The following is a 20,112-nucleotide window of genomic DNA, read 5'->3' as shown; positions in this document are numbered from 1 at the left end:
GTCGCCTTATAGGAAGCTGTACCAGCTAGCACGTGGATACCCCACTTTCTTGAGTTTCGACCGCTCGGTGAAGATGACGCCCGCCCCTTCCTGCGCGTGAAGTACTCCACCTCCATCGAGATCGAGGTAGACGCCGACGTGCGGGCGATCCCCGCCGCGCAGTAGCACCCCGCTTCCGTGGACCGGACGCTCGATAAGACGCCACGCCCCCGTATCCATATGCGCGCGATAGAGGTCGCGCCGCGTATCCGGTAAGGCCGGCAGTTCAGGCAGCACAACATCGAAATGGTGAAGCTGGACCCAGCTCAACAGCCCCCAGCAATCGAAGCAATCGGGACCGCGCGCACCGTCCACCCACGGAAGACCGATATAGGCATTGGCCTGGTCTGGAGTCATCGCACGAGCCCCGGAAAGACATCGGGACTGTAGACGTCCGACGGAAAGGGACTGTTATTAATGTCCGTAAGCGCCGCCGTCGCAGTGACCCGCGTCAAAGTTACTTTGGCGCTGGCGACATACAGCGTCAGCGGTTCCTCGTCGTGTGGACCTGCAGCCGGGTTCGATGCCAGAAAACGTCTGTGTGTGCATTCAATCTTCTCGGTCTGCGTGACCGCACTTTCGAGATGACCGATAATTTCCGCGCTCGCCCCGTCGATCACGATGTCAATCTGCGGCGCCTGCCCCTCTTCCATTGACGGCAACGCGAACTGGAACGCAACGGCGGTAAAGGTCACGCTCTGCCCAGCATTGAGCGGTGCGTCACTCTCGAGGGTTGCAACCAGATCGTCGTAGTCGGCGACCACGCGGATCGGCGCGGGATTGCCTGCATCGTCGATAAATGACGAATGACGCAATTCCAGCGTCGTCAGCACGACCTCGCCTTGCGGATTGCTGGCGTAGACTTCCGCCAGCGCGTCGGTAATTGTCGCCATCAGTTCCACCTCATGGGGCCCGGCAATTTCGCGTGAATGAAGTCGTGAAGCGGATCTCCCATCGCGGCAATTTCAGCTGCCGTGTACGTGCGCAGCACTTCGTACTCGTCGCGCGAGGGCAACGGCAGCGCCTTCACTTCAAGCGTTGCGGTCACATCGAACCACGCACGCGAGTCGCTGATCGCGGACTTGTACGGCGGATCGTCCATGAACCGCGCCTGCACCTGATTCACGCCCATGCCATTGAGCAGTCCCACCGCAAACCAGTCCGTGCCGAGGTTGATCTCGTACGCAAGAAAGCCCTCAAACAGCGCGTGCTCAGCGTGAGTGAAACGCCACGTCACTGACACGTGAGACGGGACGCGGGTGAAGCGGCGCCGCTGCCGGGCGGCACCGCTATCCATATCGGTGCGCGCGTACGGTGTCACGGGCTGGATGCCGTAGCCGCTCGCACGCGGATCCGGCAGCATGGCCGGCCACGTCGGAAGATCTGCCATCAGGTTTGCCCCACAGTTCGATTAAGCCCGTACTGCTGCTGCATGGTGCGGGCCGTCGCGCCCCGCCCGGAACGGATGCCGGACGCGATGTGCTGATCGACCTTTTCCAGAATGACGTCGAGCCGCAGACCACCATTTGGCATCTTCGTCTGGTTGACCTGAGCGCCGGCCGGCGCGTTGTGGATATGCAGATCGACGTTCGGTCCAGATACAGAGCTGCTCGACGCGTCGTCGCCCACATACCCACCGTTGGCAAATCGATTGCGGCCACTGATACCCTGCCCACCGTTAAGGGCCTGCAGGAACGAGCGAACGCCCGGCTGCGAGACAACGCTCTCTCGCACCACAAACTCGCCATTCGAGAGCCTCGCGTTGATGCTGTCGCTGGTTCCTGTGCCCGGCCCCGACACGTCGCCACCGCCTGCAAACATCAAGCCGGCACCGGTGCCGAACAGGGAACCGCTGCCCTGAATCGACGACGGCATCGTGAAACCGTATGCGGCGCCTCCCGTCGCGGCGGTCGACGTCGGGAACAATGAGCCGAACAGTCCGTTGACGATGCTCGAATACGCCTTGTTCGCAAAAAGCTGCGCGAACGAAGCCAGCATGCTGGAGACCATCGACTGAACCGCCTGCGCGGGCGTTCTGGACCCAGTCACGATGTCCGAGAACATGCCGGAGAAAGCGCTCTTGCCGGCATCGGCGAAATCCTGAAAGTAGTTCTGGCTATCGAGCATCGATTGGCGGATCTTGTCGCGCAACTGGTCAAGATTACGCAGCACACCCTCATCCGTCGTTTGCCAGGACAGCCTGTTCACCTGCTCGTACAACGACTGCAACGACTGCACCGTGTCCGCCGAATTCGAGCGCAATTGCGAGAACGCATCGAGCAGGCCGGTGACACCGGTTTGCTGATCGAGCGAAATGCTGTTCTGCGCTTCTTTCGACTGCGCAATAACGTCGTTGTATTGCGCAATCAGCAGCGTGAGCTGGCGGTTCTGGTCGAGGAAAGCGGCGCCACCAAGATCACCGGTTGTCGCCGCCTGCAGCATCGCACCGCGGTTCTTTTCATCGTAGTCGTGCGCGGCCTTCGGAGCGGTCACACCGGCCTGCGCGAGAAGCGCGTCGCGTGTATCTTCGATGGACTTCTGGTACTTGCGCTGCGCGTCAGTCTGCTGCGTCAGATAGACCGCATCCTTCGCGGCGTTATCCTGCCGGACCTTCGCGATCTTCGTATCGACTTCGCCGATCTCCTGCGTGATCCTGATCCGTTCGTCGAGTGGCGCTTTCCAGTACGCGTCCTGCAGCGTTTTCTTCTCCTGTTCATAGGCCGCAATCTGCTTCTGGGCAGCATCGTCGGCCGCCGTGATTTCCGCTGTGTAGAAAGTCTGATCGGAAATCAAAGTGGCTTTGTGCAGCGCCTGCAACTGGTCGTCCGCAGCCTTGTACGCCGACTGGATCAGGTCCAGCCCGTTTTTGGTCGTCTGGAGCGCGGCATCGAGCATGCTCTTGCGGATCCTGTTTGCCTCGGACTGCCCCGAATGGTCGCTGTACTGCTTGCGCAGATACGCTTCATCGGCGGCCTGCTGCTGCTTCGAAACCGGACTATCCGGATTGGCCTTGTTATAGTCAGCGACCTTTTGGCGATAGTCATCCAGCGCCTGGCTGACGCGGTTGATGCCCTTTTCTTCGTCCTGAAGTTTCTTCAGGAAGTCCGAAGCGGCAATGCCGGCCTGCTGGGTTTGTGCCTGCTGCGCCTTGTCGGTCGCGGCATCCTGCGCACGCAATGCATCGCGGTTCAGCGACTCAAGCTTCGCCTGCGCGGCCTGCAACTGCGGTTGCAGCAGGTCGGCATTCATCTGGCCGCTGGGCGCATTCAAGGCGTTCTGCAGCCGCTGCACTTCCGCTCTCGCACTCGCGATCTGCTCGGCGGCCGTCTCCGCGCGGCCAATGGATTTCATCCACTCCCACGTGCTACTGATGGCATTGCCAACGCCGCGCCAGGCAGTTTCCAGCAGCCCGAGGTTCTTGAGCGATTCGTTGCGCAGCTGGTCGTCGAGCGCCTTCGCGACAACGAGCATGGCGCCCTGCTTGTCACCGGCGTCTTCAAGCTGCCGGATGTAATCGTATTGCGCCGTCGTGATGAAGTGCATGCTCTGGTTATGCTGCTCGGCCCACTTCGCGACGCCTTCGGGCATCCTGGCGTAATCCTTTGCGATATCGTCGAGCTTCTCACCGGTCAGGTCGTGCATTCGCACAACGTCCTCACCAAGCACTTCGAGCGACTGGCCTGTGATCTGGCCCGTCGACACCAACGCCTGCAAGCCCTCGCGTGCAGTCACGAAACCATCGCCAGTGCCGGAGGAAATCTGCTGCGCGAGGGCGGCAAAGCTGCTCGCCGTCAGGCCTGCGTAATTGCCGGTGACCTGCAACGAGTTCGCCAGCGCTTGCGCTTCCTCATGGCCCTTGACCGCAGCAACGGCGAACGCACCCAGCACGCCAACGACAGCACCGAGCGCGAGCCCCAGTGGACTGGTTATCAACGCGATCGCATCCATGCGCTCGGCGAGCACCATCGAAGAACCAACGAAATTTTTGATACTGCCGGTCGCGAGCTCGTGAGCCATGACCACGATCTCTTTGCGCGCGCCCGCCGTATGCACGCCGATCCTGTCCATGCTGGCGGCGCCACTTTCACCCGCCTTCGCCACGGTCGAGGCCATAGCCTGCGCATCCGACCTGATGCCACGCGCACCCGCCTGATATGACGACGGGTCCATCGTGATCTGTACGACCAGCTGGCCGAGCGACCCATTTGTTCCAGCCATATCGATCCGTCAATTAAAAAGCCCCTCAACGAGGGGCGTCTGCAGACAGGGCTATTCAGGCAGCAACGCATCGAGCGCGGCTTCCTCCATCACCCTGAGTTTCTGGAATATCGCGGCGCGGCGCTTCGATCTGATACCCATCATCCGAAAGACAGGCTCGACTGCCGAATAGTCGAGCCCTGTATGAATGAGACGAGCTTTGGTCATCGTTGAGATTGCGACCGTGCGCCATTGCGTCGACAGCGCAAGGAACACCTGAACGGCCCGCCAGTTCTCCGGATAGACCTCGAAGTCGTTTTCAGCCTGCTGCTCGCGCGCCCTTTCAACGTCCTCCGGTCGTGCGCCGAAAGCCGCGAGCGCTGCTGCGACACCGGCATCGACCCGGTTCTCATCGACCGCGACGCCCGCCCACCGCCGCGCCGCGTCAATCAGTTTTTTCGTGCTGCTCCCGACGTATTCAGCAGGAACGCATCCCACAAAGCCACGATCGCGTGCGGGATCTGCAGAAGCGCGTCACGGTACTCTGCGGTGAACGGCAGATCCGCGCCATCGACGCCTTTCAATCCCGACCAGCCGACAAGCACATCCGCCAGCGCCACATAGGCCAGCTGGCCCGACTTCATGAGCGCTTCCGCCTCGTCACGCTTCAGCCGTTTGAATTCCGCCGTGAATTCGTGTGTTTCGAGCGAACCATCGTCAGCGGTGCCGGGTTCGACGACCCTGACAAGTGTCGTGAAAGTGGGATCTTTCGCGAGAACGTATGGCATTCGAATCCTCAAATAAAAACGGGCCGCACATGGCGGCCCGCGTCGTTGAACTGCAAAGTTACTTTACGGTGATGATGATCTCATCGTTGCCTGCGTCCGGCGTAACCGTGAGCGTCGCGTCGAGCATGACCTTGTTGTCCTGATCCGTGTACGACGGGTCGGTCAGTTGCACCTTGGGCGCGTCGAGCTGGACGATGTTGCCGGCACCGACACCGTGCGTGATCGTCAGCGCCCCAAGCAGCGCGTCTTTCGCGGAGGTCCACCAGTCCTTGTCCGCGACCGAGCCCAGCTGCATGGTGATCTTGCCCGTAGGCTTGCGGTCTGTGACCTCCGCCCGCTCGTAACCGATCAGTTGCGACCAGTTCAGGGTATTCGCGATATCTAGCGACAACGCCTGCAGCGGGCCGCTATACGCATGCATCTGCCACGACGTAAATTGCGTACTGGCGATCCTCGGCACGAGGAATTTCGAGAAGTCCGTGCCGGCCGGGATCGGCGAATCGGTCACCGGGTTATACACGCCCATGAAGTGGAATTTCAGCTTCGGGATCTGCTTGACCGTAAAGTCCCACGAAACCGTGCCGTACGCATCGGTGAGCTTATGCAGGAGTCCGTCGAGGTAGTAGTACAGCGTCAACGGCGTGGTCGGTTGCACACTCACCGGCGCATAGACAACGCTCGTGTCCGCCGTGACGGTTTCCGAGAAATAGCATGGAATCAGCAGGCGGCCCCATGCCGGCGGCGTACCTGCATGGCCCGAGGCGGCCACTTCGATCTCGAAATCGAGTTCGGCGTGACAGCCCGCCGTGAGCTGCTGGTCGTTGCCGAAGAACGGGCGGATCGTGTCGCGCGACACGTATTCGGCTGCGACCGGCTTGGCGCTGATGTTGCTCACCAGCATCGCATCGTCGGCGGATGTCGGTACGGCCGGCGTGCCGATCGCCACCTGCAGTGCCGCCAGCACGACGGAATTCTTCATTGATTTGGACCCGGCCATATCAACTCCTCTAGATTAATAGGTGACGCGGCGACCGCGATGTCAGTCGATCAGGCTGTCGGTGTTCGTTTGATACAGAATGGTGTAGTGCAACGTCACGACACCGACGCCGCCCTCAATCTCCGCAGTCTCCGGTTCGTCGGTCGTTTCCTCGTTCACGCCGACCACACCGTCAGCATCGAAATGCATAACGACCGGATGAGCAAACTCGAACAGTTCGTCGGCAGCCCGGTCCGGAGCCGGGTCGCGCACGACCGCCGTAAGCATCACGGCACACGATCGCGTCGTCCGACCGATATTCGAATCGGCAACCACGTCGCGCCCACGATGCACAACAAGCGCCGGAGACTCACCGCTGTCGATTGCCTCAGCTATCGAGCGTTTGAGAGTCATGCCGAGCGCTTGCAGACCGGCGTTTGCTCCGAGCAAAGTCATGAGGGCAGCGACATAGGATTCACGGCGTGTAGTCATTTCATTGCCTCCAGATCGGCGACGCTGAAGAAGCCGTCGTCTTTGCGACGCGGCGGTCGTCGCACGCGGTAACGAACCGATCCGATCGTGAGCGTCGAATCACGCCGCAGGTCCGGCAGGTCGGCGCTCTGGTACTCGATCTGATAGTCGGTCACCGTGACCTGCCCGTCGAGCTGCAGCTCGTCCGGCGACATAAATCCAACCTGGACGTCCCGCGTTGGGCCATCGCCCAACGCGAACGTCGCTGTCTTCAGCATGCCGGCGGCTGCAAACGCATCCCAGAACACACCTGGATCAAAATCGCCTACAGCCACAGTCGCACGCGCGCGGTGGCATCGGCTGCAGCTTTGGGCGCTGCGAAATGACCGACCGGATCGTTGTCCCCTGCCGTCGCCGTGACAACGCCGGTTGCCGGATCCAGATAGGCGCGGTCGCCGACGACTGCGGCACCATTGGTCGCGCTCGGTAACTCGTACACACCGCCGGTGTTGTACTCGCCCTCGACATTGGCAGCGTAGGTGCCAGAAGCGACGGCCGGCAGCTTGCCATTGCCTAGCAGCACCAGCTGCCCGGAGGTGACCGCTGCAGCCAGCGTGGCCGTGACTGTACGACCCTTTTGAATGAAGTTATTCATAGATCAGTTCCTTCTGAAGTTGACATGGACTGAACTGCACCGGCACGCGGCCGGCACACGCGTGGGATTACTGGCCCGGATTCTTGAACAGGCCGCGATAGTCGATTGCCTTTGCAGCGAAATCGAGCCGCGCCTTGACCTTCAGGCCGTCGACGTCGAAATCCAGGTCCTGCTCCGTGTACAGGCCCTGCTCGCCTTCGAGGTAGCAGAATTCGACCGTGTCGATCGCGGACGGATCGGCGGCCAGATACCAGCTCGAGGCGCTGACCGCATCCAGACGAGGCTCGACGATCGGCGTGAGCGTGTTGAAGAACGGGTTCTGCTGCGTGGCCTGATTCGGCGTGTACTGATTGCTGGTGTACTGACCGGCGATCGTTTCGAGCGCAGCCGGCACGAGCAGGAACTTCGGCGCGGTATTGAGCGGCGTACCGTCGCCTGGCGCTTTCTGCACGCGCATCGCGGTACGGGCCGCCGTCAGCGTGTCGATCGAGATTGCACCGCCCGCGCCGAGGTTCGCATGTTGGGCATGAAACAACGCCTTGCCGTCCGACATCGCGGGGTTGGCGGTCAGGCAACCGTAAACCACATCGGATTCGAGGTTGGCAGCCGCGCGGCCGAAATACAACGGCACGCGTTGCAGCGCCGAAAGATCGTCGTTGATGATCATCTGGCGCGTGAAGTTGATGATCTTGCCGTACGAGCCGAGCTGGATCACTTCGCCGCTATCGGTCAGCTTGCCGTACTTGTATTCGCCGGTTTCGTTGATCTTTTCCAGCTTCAGGGCGCCGTCGACCTGCACGCGCGTTGCCGGGCGGAAGTCCGTCAGCGAGCCCTGACGTGCCCAGCTTGTGAAGGACCGAGGTGCCGCCGAATACGCGTCGCGCAGCGTCCGGTTAATCACGTTGCCGAAGACGATCGGCAGATCCGACGTCGAGGTGTATCCCGCACGGCCCGTCATGCCGAGCGCCATGCCAGCCAGCTGGCGAAGGTCCATGCCGCGCGTGTCGACGCCGGCCCCTTCCAGCGCCTCGCGGCACATTTCCCGCAGCGTCATGCCGCGATACTGGCGGGCCGCATCGTTCAGCTCATGACGCGGGTTCACGCGATGCATCACCGCGTCCGTCATCGCGGCACGGCGCACATCGGTTTCGTCGGTCACGGTGACGATGTTCGCCGCGCCTCGTTGCGGATTCGCGTTTGAGCGCTCGGCCTGCAGGCGCAGGATTTCAGCGCGCGCGGCGTCGACGGTCACGCCGCGTTCGATGAAGCCGTTCAGCAACTCATCCTGATTGTCCAGCACGCTCGCGCGGACGGCCGTGCGAAGATCCATCATGCGCTGACGTTCCGCCGCTGCACCTTCATTGCGAGCGGCTTCGCTTTGGGCCGCAGCTGCAGCGTTTCGTGCCGCCTCCGAGGCATCCGGACCGGACGGATTTGCGGGGGTTTGAGGTTGGTTTTCACCGGGCATCACAGCTCCTTGGTTAAGTTGCGAGGCGCGTGCCCCGTCAGAAGAACCCCCTGCGCTTCGATCCACGAACTCGCAAGGGAAAAAGCGTTGGTCTGGCGTGCCGCCTGCATTGCGCACGGTGGCGTTCGGATCCGCCGGGATGGAAACCAGCGAGATTTCGTACGGCTCCCAGTCGGTCGCGCGGTAAATCCACTGATCGTTGCCTTCCTGGCCGGGCGGGATCATGTCGTACTGATACGTCCGGTAGCCGAAAGAAATGTTGCGCAGGATGCCGTCCTGCACGTCCTGAAAATACGGCTGCACCGCGTCACGCGATGAAAAGCGAAGCTGCGCCTGCCCGGTGCTGCTCGCGCTATCGAGCGACGCGCTGGACACGACACCGAGCACCGAATCGAGGCCACCCCAGCGGTCGTGATCGTTCAGAACTGGCGCATTACCAGACTGCAGTCGATCCATCCGGACGGCCCCCGAATCGGTGCTGAGCTCCTCCATGTATGTGCGGTCACGCATCCAGTCGTATCGCTGTACCTGTGCGCCGGCCGTCCAGGTGACATCAACCGTGCGGTTTTGCGCATCAACAGACCCAACCGGCTGCAGGCGCGTTTGAAGAGGCATCGCCGACGGTGCGCCGGCACCGCCGCGACGACCATTAACGGGTTCGGGCATGGTTCACTCCAATAGGAAACGCCCGCATGAAAGCGGGCGTTTCAGAGGTTTCAAAGTTGCTTTGCGACGACTACTGCGGCACCGCTGACAGGATCTGCTCCAGCCGCTCAAGAACATCGTGTGCCGACTTCGCGTCGAGAGAACGGCCGGAAACGGGCACCTCAATTGCGAGGGGATCTGCGTTGATCTCTGCATCGACCTCGTCCGGGTCTTCGCCGAGGTCGCGGATACTTTGATGCCGGCTCTTCAGGCGAGCGTCGATCAACGCGATGATGCCGTTTGCTTCGCGCAACGGATCGATAAATTCGATGCGCTGCGGCGACCAGGACACATCCGCTACCGGCTGTGTCGTCCTGCCGGCGAGATAGGCGGTCGAAACGAAGCGGCTCGCGACCGCTTCGCAGAACATCGGGATGAAGATGAGCCACAGATCCTGCTCGAGGAAACGCTTGAACTCCATTTTGCCCATGCGACCGCTGGTGAAATTGACCTGTGAATAATCGCCGGTCAGCTGCTCATACGTGGTGTCCGTGCCAGCAGCGATCGCGCGCAGGTCGACGCGTACATTCCCCTCGTAGTCGTTGCTGGTTGCAGGTGCGGAAAAATCAACAGTTTCACCCGGCCGCAAATACTCGATCATGCCAGGCGACAGCGACTCCACGCGACGAGGATCGCCAGGCGCGGATGCCGTTGTGCGCCCAACCTGAAAGCCCTCGTCGCTCGACGTGACGAACGCCGCGAAGCAGGCCTCGATCTTCTTGCGCACGAGCTCGGCGTCCTGATACTCGTCGAGATCGCGGGCTTTCCAGATCGCAGAAGCAAGCCAGGGGAACCCACGCACTGCGTTGGGCCGATCGATTGCATCGAACAGGTGGATGATCTCCGAAGCCGGCACAAAGCGACTCAGCATGTTGCGGGGCACCTGCGCCACTTCTCCGGGGTGCTGATCGAATAGCCAGTAACCGGTGCGCTGGCCGATCATGTTGAACTGCACGCCAGCCACAACAAACCCGCCGTCGACCGGACCGACCTTCAACGTGTCGAGAAAATCGATCTCAAGGATCTGGAGCTGGAGCGGCACTTCCAGGCCGTCCTGCGGCAGGCGCGTGCGAAACCTGAGCAGCACTTCGCCCGACTCCTTCAGGGCCTTGTACGCCTGCGCCTGCAGCCCATAAAAGTCCAGCAGTCCGCCAGCATCACAAACCTTGACCCACCGCTTCCAGACCTTCTGGAGAGTCTTGTCGCCGAATTTGGCCTGCACACCCGTCCCGATCGCGTTTGCCACAAGAATCTTGAGCGCTCGCCGGATGTGCGGGTTGTTACGCACCAGATCCCGTGCCCGGTTGCGCAGGATGCCGAGCGCGGGCAGCACCTCCGCCGTCGAGCTTGCACCGGAGGCACGCCAGCCCGCCGAGCGCGGCCCGCGCTTGGCGCCGTCGAATCCGCGTGCGGCATGGATCGAAACCCGCGCGCGCATCCGTCTCGCAGCGAGCCCCGGCGCCACGTATTCAATGGCCCTGTCGATAAAGTTTGTCTTCATGTCAGAACCGTTGATAAATAGCGATGCTGGATCGCGGTACGCTGGGCGACTGCTGCTTCGCCAGCTCGGTTTTGATCACATCGCGCGCCTTTAACAGGTCGCCCATGGAACGATAGGTGATGCGCTTGCCGTTGTATTCGACCGATAGCGTGCCGGTCGCGATGGCTTTCTCGATCGCGTCGAGGTTCTGCTGGGTAAATGCCATATCTATCGCCTCAGCCAGTTGTCCCGGCGTGGAATCCATGAGTTCTGCATCGCACCCGTGTCGGTCGCTGGCGCCGCCGGTTCGCTTGCCGTATCGACCGTCGCCACCGCGAGCTCCGCGTCCGGAGCAACCTCCAGCACAGCTGTGTTCGCGTCAGCCGGCTCCGCCGCGCCAGCCGGTTCCGGCGCCGGCACTTCATGAGCCGGAACGGACGCGAACAGATCCTGCACACGCGGCTCGATCACCGCTTCGAGCGCTGCCCAGTCGGCATCCTGATAGGCATTCAGGCGCAAGCGTGGGTGATACGCGCATGCGAAGTTGTAGACCTTCAGGTCGAGCGCCTCATTGCGCTTTCTGAGCTTGTCCCAGCGGTCTTTCGACGGGTTGTACGCCTCTGCCGTCAGCTGCTCGAAGTACTCGTCGTCGAGATCGACGGAGAAGTGCATGCGCCGGTCAACGACTTCACGATCCTCGTCGCCGAGCAGCGCACCAAATATGCGGCTCTTCGCGGTGTCGGTGCCGACCGGCCAGAGCTTCACGCCGTTCGGATAGGTCTTGCCCTTGACCGTCACATCCTGATCGGTCGGGCGACCGATGATCGGCTTGTGCTTCTCCTTCGCACCCTTGATGGCGAATACACCACGATGGCGCCGCAGCCGGCAATAGTCGTACACGTCCTGCGTGCGACTGCCGCCCGAGTCGACAGCACATAGCTCGATGCGCATCGCCACGCCAAACTGGTTGACGATCGGCGTGTCGAGATACCTGTCGAGCTGATTCCACACGTCAGGCAACGCCGGGTCACCTCGAAAGACAACGTGGTCGACTGTCCAGTTGCGCATGCCGCGCCCCCAGCCGGAAATCTCGACTTCGAGGCGGTCGTTCTGCGTATCGACCGCACAGGTCAGCAGCAGACAGCCGAGCGGGATCGTGCGCAGCTTGTACGGCTCCGCACGCCGCTTGATCGTCTCCCACTTCATCTCCGCGCTCTTGTCTTCCCAACACTCGGCAAGCGCGTTGTTGACGAACGCGATCATCTTGTCGGTGTCGCTTTGCGCCGCTTCCCAGTCGTCCATCAGGTCCGACCACGGACGCCATCCGAGCGGCGCGTACAGCGCACTCAGATGGAAGCTGGCCGTCTTGCCGTCGCCAGGCGCGGTCGGCATCCAGTAAGCGCCCTCATAGCCTCGCGTTTTCCACACGCTTTCAGGATTGCCAGCGCCGCAGCCCGTCTGGCAGTAATACAGCACGACGCCCGGATCGTCCGGCGAGCGGCGCATGCCCTTGCGCCAGTCAAAGAATTGCGGCGACCCGCAATCCGGACACCGGACGAAATACCGCCGCTGGTCGCCGGCCTCGTACAACTTTTCGATCTGCGAACGGCGCTTGATAGTCGGCGTGCTGTTCGCGAAAATCTTCGCGCGCCGACCAAAGTTACTTGTGCGGTTTTTCGCGAGCTCGATTGGATTGCCCTGACCGTCGACGTTGAGCACGTACTCGTCGATTTCCTCGAGCAGCACGTAGCGCACCGTCGTCGACTTCAGGCGGCCTGCCCTCGTCGCGCTGACGAGGTTCATCAACCCGCCGGGGAATTTTTTGCGCAGCTTGGTGTTTTCGCTGCCCTTCTTCATCGCGTCCCGCACACGGCGGCGCAGATCCGGCGTCGACGAACGCATCGGCTCGAAGCGGTCCATTTCCCACTTCTCGGCGTCGTCGTACGTCGCAAACACGGCGAGGATGTTGCCGGCCGCTGTCGTGATGCAGCGACCGATGAAGTTTTCACCCAGCGCCGAGCCGCCGAGCTGGTGGCCCTTCATGAGACCGACCGTAATCACGCGGCTGTTATCGAACGGCCGGTCATCGTCGTGCGCGTAGCGCGTGACAGCACTCGGCTGACCCGAGAGCGCATCCATGATGCCGACGAGGTACGGCGTGCGTTCATTGCGCCATTTACCCGGCTCTGGGCTGCTCTCCGGCAGCACGCGATGCTTCTCTGACCATTCGGCTATGCCGATCCGCCTGTCAGGCCGTATCGCCTCCGTGATCGTCTTCAGAAATGCTTCGGTCGCTCCCATCGGCGTCATCCGTATCGTTGTCGCTCAGGAGCGCCGTCGCGTCCACAGACGCAAGCGCGCGAACGAGCTCCGCCTCGAGCACCGACTCGACCCTGACGGGATCAGTCTCTGCAGCAAGCGCGTCTTTCAGACGAACAGGGATGTTCATCACGTTATCGCGCACCGTACGAAATGCGGTGAAGGCGAGGCGCTGTGCGTCAGCAAGCGGCAGCGTCGTGCCGCGCTCACGCTCGAGGTCCATGCGCTCGCGCTCGAGCCGCGTCTGTTCTCTCGCCGCCCGCGCAGCGCGATAGGCGACCATCGAAGGGTCTTCCTTGCTCGCGGCAGCAGGAACGTCGTCGTCATCCTCATCATCGTCAGGATTAGCCGAAGGAGACGGCATTGAAAACGCCGCGTTCGCGAGCGATGAGCGTGATTGGTCGGTAATCGAGCGCCGCGACTCATCCGTATTGCGACGCCATGCCGCCACGGCCGCATCGGCATCAATCTTGCCGTCTGCATCGACAGCAATGCGTCCGGACTGGATCGCCTTCTGCACCGCGCGCAGCGTCACGCCAATGTGCCGGGCAAACGCCCTTTGCCCAAGCTTGGCCATGCGGCCTCCAGAAACGGAAAAGGGGCAGTCAGTGACTACCCGACTACCCCCAGAATGACTACCTGACTACCAGAGTGACTACCCTGAAAAGTTGCTTTGACGGCGCGTGTGATGGGGCTCGAATTACCCGCATCGGCTGACGCCCCGGAAGGACCCAGTGGTGTCCTATGACCTGCCGCTCCGCATAGGGGCGCCCTATCCCCCAGCGGTCCACAGCGTCTATCGCGACGTCGACGCAGCCAACACGAACGCAGCAGCGACGTTCGCGCCGAGGTTCACGTCGACCACATCCGCCACAATCTGGTCGAAAGGGAAACGCGCGGTGTAACGCGGCGCTTTGACAAACAGCAGCACCGGCTTGACTGCGTAGCCGTGTGCAAACTGGTAGCGCGCCCACACGCCGAGCGGCATGCGGCCACCGCCGGGCCGCCCAACAAAGTAGCGGGCATCAGCCGACGGATTGCGCCGCTTTCGGGCGCGCGACGCTTTCGTTTCGTTCTGCGTTCGATCACGCGAAGCCTGCAGCTGCGCAAGGATCTTCGAATACTGCCCACGGCTGAAGTTTCCATACCGGTCCAACTGCGCCGCGCTGCCCGGCACGACGTACATGTCGTACGGCAGAAGACCTTTCCCCCGTAGTAACGACTCGACGCGCTTCACGTTTCGCGTGCCGCCGTCCACCTCGGGCAGCAGATATTTCGTTGCCGGCGTCCCCTTGAAGGAGTCGTCTTTGTAGCCGACTGTTGCGACCGGTTTGGCTTTGGTCGCGTACGTGATACGCGTCGAGCTCAACGTGTACGGTGTCGGGCGGTCAAAGTACTGCGGCATCGCCGCTTTCAATGCAGACTGAGCCTGCCTCGCCGTGTTGTTCAGCGCCGTCGCCTGGATGAATGGCAACTGACGTTGCACGTTATCGTCAATGCCGCGCACCAGCGAGCTGGCGTCGACCCGGATCTGAAATGAGCCACGAGACATAGCGACTTCCAAATGCAAAAACCCCGAGGCTTTCGCACTCAGGGCTTTGAATTCTGCGTTTTGTGAAGGCGAACGCCTCCACACGACCTAACGGGCACCTATGATTATTCGTATGTCGCCGAAAGGGTTGCGCCACGAGTTGGCGGGCGCTCCATGTATCCAGTGACTCGGTAAAGGATGGCCGAAATATATTCGATCGATTCTTGAAACGCAAGCCATTTCATCCTCGCATCTGCCGACGCATCGTGTCCACGACAGCGCCGTCGACGTGATCCAGCAACGCCAGCATGTCGCGAAAATGCCTCGCCCAATGACGACGGTATCGCGGCAACGGCACACCGATGGCCTGTGATCGGGCAGCTTCGTCAATCGGCAATCGTCCGTTTCCATCGCAGTCCGGACAGATCTGGCGGCCCTCGCGGGGCTTTGGTGGATGCTGCAAAATCTCGCCACGCCCCAGACAGTGTCCGCACCGCTCATAGTGACGAAACATTATTGGCCCGCGTCCATCGGCGCGTGCAAAGAACGGCACGCTTTCCTCAGACAGGCAGATCGACCGCTTCCCACTACAGTGCGTACAGCCTCCGATTCGGGCGACGGTTTAAGCGCGATGACTCGACGGATTCCCGTGACCGATGCCGATATTGCACGGGAACACCGTCTCTGCCATCTGCGCGGCTCCGCCCTCGACTCGATCTCCAATCCAGCGCTGCGCATCTGCCTCGCCAACTGTGCCGAGCTACGCAAGAAACGCGCGCTACCCGAGCAAACCATGCCGGACGGCAAAAGTCTCGCCGCTGGCGACACGGAATAACGCCACATGCAAAGAATGAATCTCAACGCTCCGCCGGAGCTGACGCGGCGAGACACTATCGGATTGCGATCGATTGTTCGTTACGACCCGATGGCACCGCGTCCGACGACGCCGGTCATGGTTGGGAAGTATGTCGTCGCGCGGCGGCCGCTTGCCGGCAGCATCCACACGCTCTACATGATCATGGACGGAAGCGCCGTCGTCGGCACGTCCATCTCGTATCCGAACGAGGACGACTGCGCGACTGTGATCAAAAAGAGTCGCCGCAAACAGGCCGAGTCGCTCGCTGCAACGACAATCGCCAAGGCTAAGAAACGTAAGCCTCGTGCAATTCGCGCGAAGGAGGTTGCGTGATCTTCGCCCTCTTCGTTGCCACTACTACGTGCTGCTCTGCGTGGTTCCTCACCGGCACCGCTCAGCAGCGTCATATCGGCTGTCTGTTCGGTCTCGCAGACACCGTGCTCTGGCTGTTCGCTGGCGTTTCCGCAGGCAAGCTGATCGTGGCGGCTATCGCATTGTTCTGCGCTATCTGCTTTGCCCGGCCGTTCCTGCGCGCCACACTTTACGGTCGCCTCCGGAGACAACATGTCGACTGACCTCTCCCCGATCTGCAAGGCGTTGATCGCTCTCTTTGCTGGCCAGACGGCCCCGCTCACGATCGACAGTGTTGAGGCCGCATTGCGGCACGCCGATCCGCAGGCACTCCGCCTTGAGTTGCACATGCTCGTGCGAGCCACGGTCGTGCGGCAGGCTATCCGGCGCTCCGACGAACGGCTCGTTTACTGGCTCGCCGGCGTAGGCATTGCGCCGTTTGACGGCACGTTATTTCACTATGCCCCGGATGCCACCTTCGCCGATGTGGGTGGTATCCCGTACACGCTGGAGGCGAATCATGGCTAAGACCAGCCCGCTCGTTCTCGACGCAATGATCGTCACCGGCAACACGAAGGCCGCGGTCAAGGCGGCCGGCGGCGGATCATCGGATCTATGGACTGTCCCGCCCGGCGAGATCCACTACGATCCACGCGACAACGTCCGCCCGCTGGATATGGAGCGGGTTCGTCACCTGGCCAGCTTGATAACGGCCAACGGATACGACCGTAAAAAGCCGCTTGGCTGTTTCGTGCGCAAGGTTGGCGGTCAAGACCGAATCTTCGTGTACGAGGGGCAGCACCGCTATCACGCGGCACTAATGGCTATCCAGGAAGGTGCCGAGATTGACCGCCTGCCGATCGTTATCGATGAGGCGAAATCAGTCAACCGCGTCAACCTCATTTATTCGGGCATCACCAACAACGATGGCGAAAAGCTGACGCCGCTACAACTGGCGGAGAAGGTCGTTGAACTGCAAGAACTCGGCGAGCCCAATGCCACAATCTGCAAGCGGCTAAACATCACGGACCAGACGATCCGCGACGTACTGCTGCTAGCCCAGGCGCCGGCCGCTCTTCACAAGCTGGTTCGCGAGAAGGTTGTTGCGTCGACGCTCGCGATCGAGGAGATCCGGACGCATGGCGGCGAGAAAGCTCTCGAGCGCCTCTCGAACGCGGCAGCACAGGTAAAGGCCAGTGGGAAAACCAAAGTCACCAAGAAGGCTCTTAACAAGCCGGCGACACACAAGATCACCGACGTCCAGGCAAAGCAACTTTTGCAGGCCCTGCAGTCCGTTCTGCATGACCCAGTCTTCGGCAAACTGTCACCCGGCACCATCGCTGGCGTGCACACGGCCCTGACGCCACACGCGGATCTACTGGATCCCCTACCACCGACGCGCCGGAAATATCGGATCTCGAAACCGAACGCGCACGGTGTGTACGTTGATCACGAAACAATCAAGGCACCGATCTCGACGCGTCTCAAATTACATCCGGCCGAGATTCATCTGGCGCAGATCGCAGTCGGGAAATGGATCTCCTCAATTTCATACCGCATGGGAAGCGGCTCTGGAACGAGCCCCTGCTCATGGCACGAAGGTGAGCCGACTTATCTGACACGAGGCCAGGCGATTCGTGCCGCTGTAACCTTTTTTACCCGCAGGCTTGAGGATCCCCGCCTTGGAAAAACAAAGGAAGCGCCTGCCGTTCGCGCATGGCTCGACAAGCTCTGGAGTGCACCCGATCCCGACTGGACCGAGGAAATGGCAACGGGGGTGGCCAAATGACGGTTCGCCCGGCTGCTTCTACCCCACATCCGCTGCCGCGTAAGCGGGAGCACCGCAATAGGCGCTCACGCCATTCCCGCGCTGGCGCTGCCCTCACGCGCGCATTGAGCGACGACGTGAACGGCAGCGTTCTCCCGCCCCCCAAAACGATCCAGAGCGACGAAACGCCGCTCTCGCGGCGCAAACCCATCAAGACGAACGAAGGCCAGCCGGATTCCCGACTGGCCACCGCCGCGCGGCTCGCTGCCCTTCGCATCGAGATCCGCCAACTGGTCGAGTGCATCGCCCTTCGCGCCGACATCGAGCTTCTCGACCTCATGCGGGACGAGTTAGGCAGCTATAGCCGACACAAAGCAGCGCAGGAAGCCCGCACGTGGGCAGAACAGGCCCGCTTGTCTATCGAAACCGGTTTGATGCAGCTTGACCGAGCACTGCACCCGTCGACATGAGAACGACCATGACCAAGACAAAACAAGATTTGAGAGCGCAAGACTTCAAGGCCAACGAAATCGAGTTCGGATCGATATTGATCGAGCAACTATGCGAACTACCAGACCGCAGCGGTCCCGCAGATGAGCCTGATGCGATGGTTGCGACGCCGGCCGAGCTACGCGGCTGCATTGAGAGAGCACTCGCCAAATACTGCTTTGTCATTGCATGTGCTGGCGACGAAGAGGTGCACTCATGAGCCGCGCGCCGATCAGCTCACGCCGCTATGTGCCCTTGATCATCAACGGCCAACGGCAATCGGCACGCGACCAAGTCACTTTGCACGCGAAGATTGTCGCGAGTTCGGCTTCTAGGGGTTCTCGAAATGGCTAATACGAAAACCGCACTCGTCAAGCCGCTGTATCTCGATCTCGAAACTGTCTGCACGATCGTGTCTCTCGCGCCGGCAACTGTTCAGCTGCTGGTCCGTCAAGACCAGTTCCCAAAGCCGAGACTGCTGTCCGGTCGCCGCGTTGGCTGGCTGCTCCGGGAGATTGAAGATTGGGCAGAGCAGCGGCCGATCTCCGACTTGCTTCCGCCAGCGAACACCGGCGCCCGTCGAAAGAAGTCGGTTGCAGCGACCGTCAGCGACCTCCCGCCAGTTGCTCAAGCCTCTCGGACACCCGCGTAAGCCAGACTCGTCGCTCCGCATCGTAGGCGTGCCGGTTGTACACGCCTTTGATGCCTTCTTGCATGTGACCGATTACAGCCTCGCCCACTTCGTCCGGGCAGCCCATTGATGCCAGCATCGTTCGTATCGTGCGACGCAGGTCGTGTGGCGCCCAGACCGTTACCGGCAGTCTCGGGCGCACCATCTCCGGCCGGGTCCTCGAATAGGGCTGGTGATAGTGCACGGCTGTCTGCACAACCTTCTGCTCTATGTGCGCAGCCGATCCATTCGCCGGTGGGAACAGATAACCTTTGCCATAGACGCTCAGCCTACGTCGCACTACCGCTTCGGCGCGGCCAATAAGAGGCACTCGCAAATCGGTGGCATCTTCGTGCCGCTCGTTCTTAGTCTTCTCCTTCGGAATCGTCCACCACCAGCCGTCGCTTTCCTCAGTCACCTCGCGACCTTCCATGCTCACGATCTCGGCGCCACGTGTTGCGGTCCAGAGGTATAGCGTCAATACGTCACAGACGCTTCGGCTAAAGTTCGGCAGCCATGGAATCAGGGCCGTCAGTTCAGCATCTGTCAGCGTTCGCTTCTTCCCAACCCGCTTGCCCCCGATTGACTTGCCCTTGCTTTTCAGTTTGCCGCGCATGATCAAACGCCACCAATTTGGCGCGTCTTGCGACAGGCGGCCGGCATCGTGAGCATATTCCCATGCCGCTCCCAGTTCGGCACGCAGCTTCGCAGCCTGAACCGGAATATGGGCGTGCGACTCAAGAAGGTCGAACGCTTGGGCGCGAGTCAGCGTTTCGGCAGTCGCGTCGGCTAGCGAGCCGAGCATCGTGCGGAACATACGTGCAATCTCCTTCGCACCCCTCGTTTTGCGGTTGCGCTCGACGTGCCCCTCAAGGTAGTCACGGCACAGGATTCCCACCGTGTATTTCGACGTCTGCGGTACCATATCGCCGTTCGGGGCTTTACTCGATTGCCGTGACTTGGCAACGGGCTCTTGCCCCTCGTTACGCGCCTCACGAAGCTTTTCCCAAGCGACGGTTGCAGCAGCTGGTGACATCGCCGGCCACTCCCCGATTTTGGTTTGCTTCATGCGCCCGTCGACGGGCGACTTATAGCGATAGGTCCAGCTCTTCGTCCTCGTTGTCGCCACCAAGCGTAAGCCGGGACAATCGGCCACAGTGAGGTGTTGACCGGGCCCAAGTTGCTTTGCCGCGCGGGCATCAAAGTGCATGAGAGTCGGCGTAGGTTTTACCGGAAATCGGCGAAGCGACGCCGGCGTAGGTTAAAAGGAATTCTCGACGAGAAACCTACGCTAAGCACCCAAGTTTTGCAATGTGCTCTCGTACACAGGTGTACCTAGACAGAAACTC

The 20,112-nt window shown here is 61.2% G+C and carries 25 protein-coding genes; 8 read left to right on the top strand and 17 right to left on the bottom strand.

The features are described from left to right. Nucleotides 1–6: 6 nt before the first annotated feature. From P0D70_RS18055 to P0D70_RS17980, 16 genes are all read right to left on the bottom strand, one after another. Nucleotides 7–396 carry an NlpC/P60 family protein gene (locus tag P0D70_RS18055; protein WP_408185480.1) on the bottom strand — a complete coding sequence of 130 codons (390 nt, stop codon included), beginning with the start codon at nucleotides 394–396 and terminating at the stop codon, nucleotides 7–9. Beyond that, nucleotides 393–932 carry a DUF1833 family protein gene (locus P0D70_RS18050; protein ID WP_408185485.1) on the bottom strand — a complete coding sequence of 180 codons (540 nt, stop codon included), beginning with the start codon at nucleotides 930–932 and terminating at the stop codon, nucleotides 393–395. Before P0D70_RS18050 ends, P0D70_RS18055 begins: the two co-directional genes overlap by 4 nt. Continuing rightward, complete coding sequence (locus P0D70_RS18045; protein ID WP_408185479.1) at nucleotides 932–1,429, bottom strand: hypothetical protein; 498 nt, start codon at nucleotides 1,427–1,429, stop codon at nucleotides 932–934. The genes P0D70_RS18050 and P0D70_RS18045 overlap by 1 nt, the downstream gene beginning before the upstream one ends. Beyond that, the gene (locus tag P0D70_RS18040; RefSeq protein ID WP_408185478.1) at nucleotides 1,429–4,257 is read right to left on the bottom strand and encodes a phage tail length tape measure family protein; all 2,829 of its coding nucleotides are present in this window, start codon (nucleotides 4,255–4,257) and stop codon (nucleotides 1,429–1,431) included. The genes P0D70_RS18045 and P0D70_RS18040 overlap by 1 nt, the downstream gene beginning before the upstream one ends. A gap of 51 nt (nucleotides 4,258–4,308) precedes the next feature. Further along, the gene (locus P0D70_RS18035; protein WP_408185477.1) at nucleotides 4,309–4,734 is read right to left on the bottom strand and encodes a DUF1799 domain-containing protein; all 426 of its coding nucleotides are present in this window, start codon (nucleotides 4,732–4,734) and stop codon (nucleotides 4,309–4,311) included. Beyond that, complete coding sequence (locus P0D70_RS18030; protein WP_408185476.1) at nucleotides 4,686–5,024, bottom strand: hypothetical protein; 339 nt, start codon at nucleotides 5,022–5,024, stop codon at nucleotides 4,686–4,688. The genes P0D70_RS18035 and P0D70_RS18030 overlap by 49 nt, the downstream gene beginning before the upstream one ends. Nucleotides 5,025–5,082: 58 nt before the next feature. Further along, nucleotides 5,083–6,003: a phage tail tube protein gene (locus P0D70_RS18025; protein WP_408185475.1), complete on the bottom strand. Its 921-nt coding sequence runs from the start codon at nucleotides 6,001–6,003 to the stop codon at nucleotides 5,083–5,085. Between the two features lie 60 nt (nucleotides 6,004–6,063). Beyond that, nucleotides 6,064–6,492 (bottom strand): hypothetical protein, encoded by a 429-nt coding sequence (locus P0D70_RS18020; RefSeq protein WP_408185474.1) that lies wholly within the window; start codon nucleotides 6,490–6,492, stop codon nucleotides 6,064–6,066. Continuing rightward, complete coding sequence (locus P0D70_RS18015) at nucleotides 6,489–6,779, bottom strand: head-tail joining protein (RefSeq protein WP_408185473.1); 291 nt, start codon at nucleotides 6,777–6,779, stop codon at nucleotides 6,489–6,491. Before P0D70_RS18015 ends, P0D70_RS18020 begins: the two co-directional genes overlap by 4 nt. Nucleotides 6,780–6,796: 17 nt before the next feature. Beyond that, nucleotides 6,797–7,126 carry a DUF2190 family protein gene (locus tag P0D70_RS18010; protein ID WP_408185472.1) on the bottom strand — a complete coding sequence of 110 codons (330 nt, stop codon included), beginning with the start codon at nucleotides 7,124–7,126 and terminating at the stop codon, nucleotides 6,797–6,799. 67 nt (nucleotides 7,127–7,193) lie between these two features. Beyond that, nucleotides 7,194–9,260 carry a prohead protease/major capsid protein fusion protein gene (locus tag P0D70_RS18005; RefSeq protein WP_408185471.1) on the bottom strand — a complete coding sequence of 689 codons (2,067 nt, stop codon included), beginning with the start codon at nucleotides 9,258–9,260 and terminating at the stop codon, nucleotides 7,194–7,196. A 70-nt stretch (nucleotides 9,261–9,330) separates the two neighbouring features. Beyond that, nucleotides 9,331–10,800 (bottom strand): phage portal protein, encoded by a 1,470-nt coding sequence (locus P0D70_RS18000; RefSeq protein ID WP_408185470.1) that lies wholly within the window; start codon nucleotides 10,798–10,800, stop codon nucleotides 9,331–9,333. Between the two features lies 1 nt (nucleotide 10,801). Continuing rightward, entirely contained in the window at nucleotides 10,802–11,005 is a 204-nt protein-coding gene (locus P0D70_RS17995; RefSeq protein WP_408185469.1) for a phage head-tail joining protein, read from the bottom strand. Nucleotides 11,006–11,007: 2 nt separating this feature from the next. Further along, nucleotides 11,008–13,080, bottom strand: coding sequence for a phage terminase large subunit family protein (locus P0D70_RS17990; RefSeq protein ID WP_408185468.1), 2,073 nt, complete (start codon nucleotides 13,078–13,080; stop codon nucleotides 11,008–11,010). Next, nucleotides 13,028–13,675 carry a hypothetical protein gene (locus P0D70_RS17985; RefSeq protein ID WP_408185467.1) on the bottom strand — a complete coding sequence of 216 codons (648 nt, stop codon included), beginning with the start codon at nucleotides 13,673–13,675 and terminating at the stop codon, nucleotides 13,028–13,030. The genes P0D70_RS17990 and P0D70_RS17985 overlap by 53 nt, the downstream gene beginning before the upstream one ends. 219 nt (nucleotides 13,676–13,894) lie before the next feature. Beyond that, nucleotides 13,895–14,650 carry a hypothetical protein gene (locus P0D70_RS17980; RefSeq protein WP_408185466.1) on the bottom strand — a complete coding sequence of 252 codons (756 nt, stop codon included), beginning with the start codon at nucleotides 14,648–14,650 and terminating at the stop codon, nucleotides 13,895–13,897. Between the two features lie 628 nt (nucleotides 14,651–15,278). Here P0D70_RS17980 and P0D70_RS17975 point away from each other — a divergent pair. The 8 genes from P0D70_RS17975 to P0D70_RS17940 all read left to right on the top strand — a co-directional run bounded on the left by P0D70_RS17975 (nucleotide 15,279) and on the right by P0D70_RS17940 (nucleotide 18,745). Then, nucleotides 15,279–15,464, top strand: coding sequence for a hypothetical protein (locus P0D70_RS17975; RefSeq protein ID WP_408185465.1), 186 nt, complete (start codon nucleotides 15,279–15,281; stop codon nucleotides 15,462–15,464). A gap of 15 nt (nucleotides 15,465–15,479) precedes the next feature. Then, nucleotides 15,480–15,818 carry a beta-hexosaminidase gene (locus tag P0D70_RS17970; RefSeq protein ID WP_408185464.1) on the top strand — a complete coding sequence of 113 codons (339 nt, stop codon included), beginning with the start codon at nucleotides 15,480–15,482 and terminating at the stop codon, nucleotides 15,816–15,818. After that, the gene (locus P0D70_RS17965; RefSeq protein WP_408185463.1) at nucleotides 15,815–16,060 is read left to right on the top strand and encodes a hypothetical protein; all 246 of its coding nucleotides are present in this window, start codon (nucleotides 15,815–15,817) and stop codon (nucleotides 16,058–16,060) included. The genes P0D70_RS17970 and P0D70_RS17965 overlap by 4 nt, the downstream gene beginning before the upstream one ends. Continuing rightward, entirely contained in the window at nucleotides 16,050–16,364 is a 315-nt protein-coding gene (locus P0D70_RS17960; RefSeq protein ID WP_408185462.1) for a hypothetical protein, read from the top strand. The genes P0D70_RS17965 and P0D70_RS17960 overlap by 11 nt, the downstream gene beginning before the upstream one ends. Next, nucleotides 16,357–17,625 (top strand): ParB/RepB/Spo0J family partition protein, encoded by a 1,269-nt coding sequence (locus P0D70_RS17955; RefSeq protein ID WP_408185461.1) that lies wholly within the window; start codon nucleotides 16,357–16,359, stop codon nucleotides 17,623–17,625. Before P0D70_RS17960 ends, P0D70_RS17955 begins: the two co-directional genes overlap by 8 nt. Before the next feature lie 104 nt (nucleotides 17,626–17,729). Continuing rightward, nucleotides 17,730–18,074 (top strand): hypothetical protein, encoded by a 345-nt coding sequence (locus P0D70_RS17950; protein WP_408185460.1) that lies wholly within the window; start codon nucleotides 17,730–17,732, stop codon nucleotides 18,072–18,074. 8 nt (nucleotides 18,075–18,082) lie between these two features. Further along, nucleotides 18,083–18,313 (top strand): hypothetical protein, encoded by a 231-nt coding sequence (locus tag P0D70_RS17945; protein WP_408185459.1) that lies wholly within the window; start codon nucleotides 18,083–18,085, stop codon nucleotides 18,311–18,313. A gap of 126 nt (nucleotides 18,314–18,439) precedes the next feature. Then, nucleotides 18,440–18,745, top strand: coding sequence for a helix-turn-helix transcriptional regulator (locus P0D70_RS17940; protein WP_408185458.1), 306 nt, complete (start codon nucleotides 18,440–18,442; stop codon nucleotides 18,743–18,745). Here P0D70_RS17940 and P0D70_RS17935 read toward each other — a convergent pair. Further along, nucleotides 18,699–19,973 (bottom strand): tyrosine-type recombinase/integrase, encoded by a 1,275-nt coding sequence (locus P0D70_RS17935; protein WP_408185457.1) that lies wholly within the window; start codon nucleotides 19,971–19,973, stop codon nucleotides 18,699–18,701. The two genes, P0D70_RS17940 and P0D70_RS17935, sit on opposite strands and share 47 nt — an antisense overlap. Between the last annotated feature and the right edge of the window lie 139 nt (nucleotides 19,974–20,112).

The sequence above is a fragment of the Paraburkholderia sp. RL17-381-BIF-C genome, from assembly GCF_046026435.1.
In the GTDB taxonomy this organism is placed as follows: Bacteria; Pseudomonadota; Gammaproteobacteria; order Burkholderiales; family Burkholderiaceae; genus Paraburkholderia.
The sequence above is the reverse complement of the archived record's forward strand: the minus strand, read 5'-3'. Positions and strand labels throughout refer to the sequence as shown.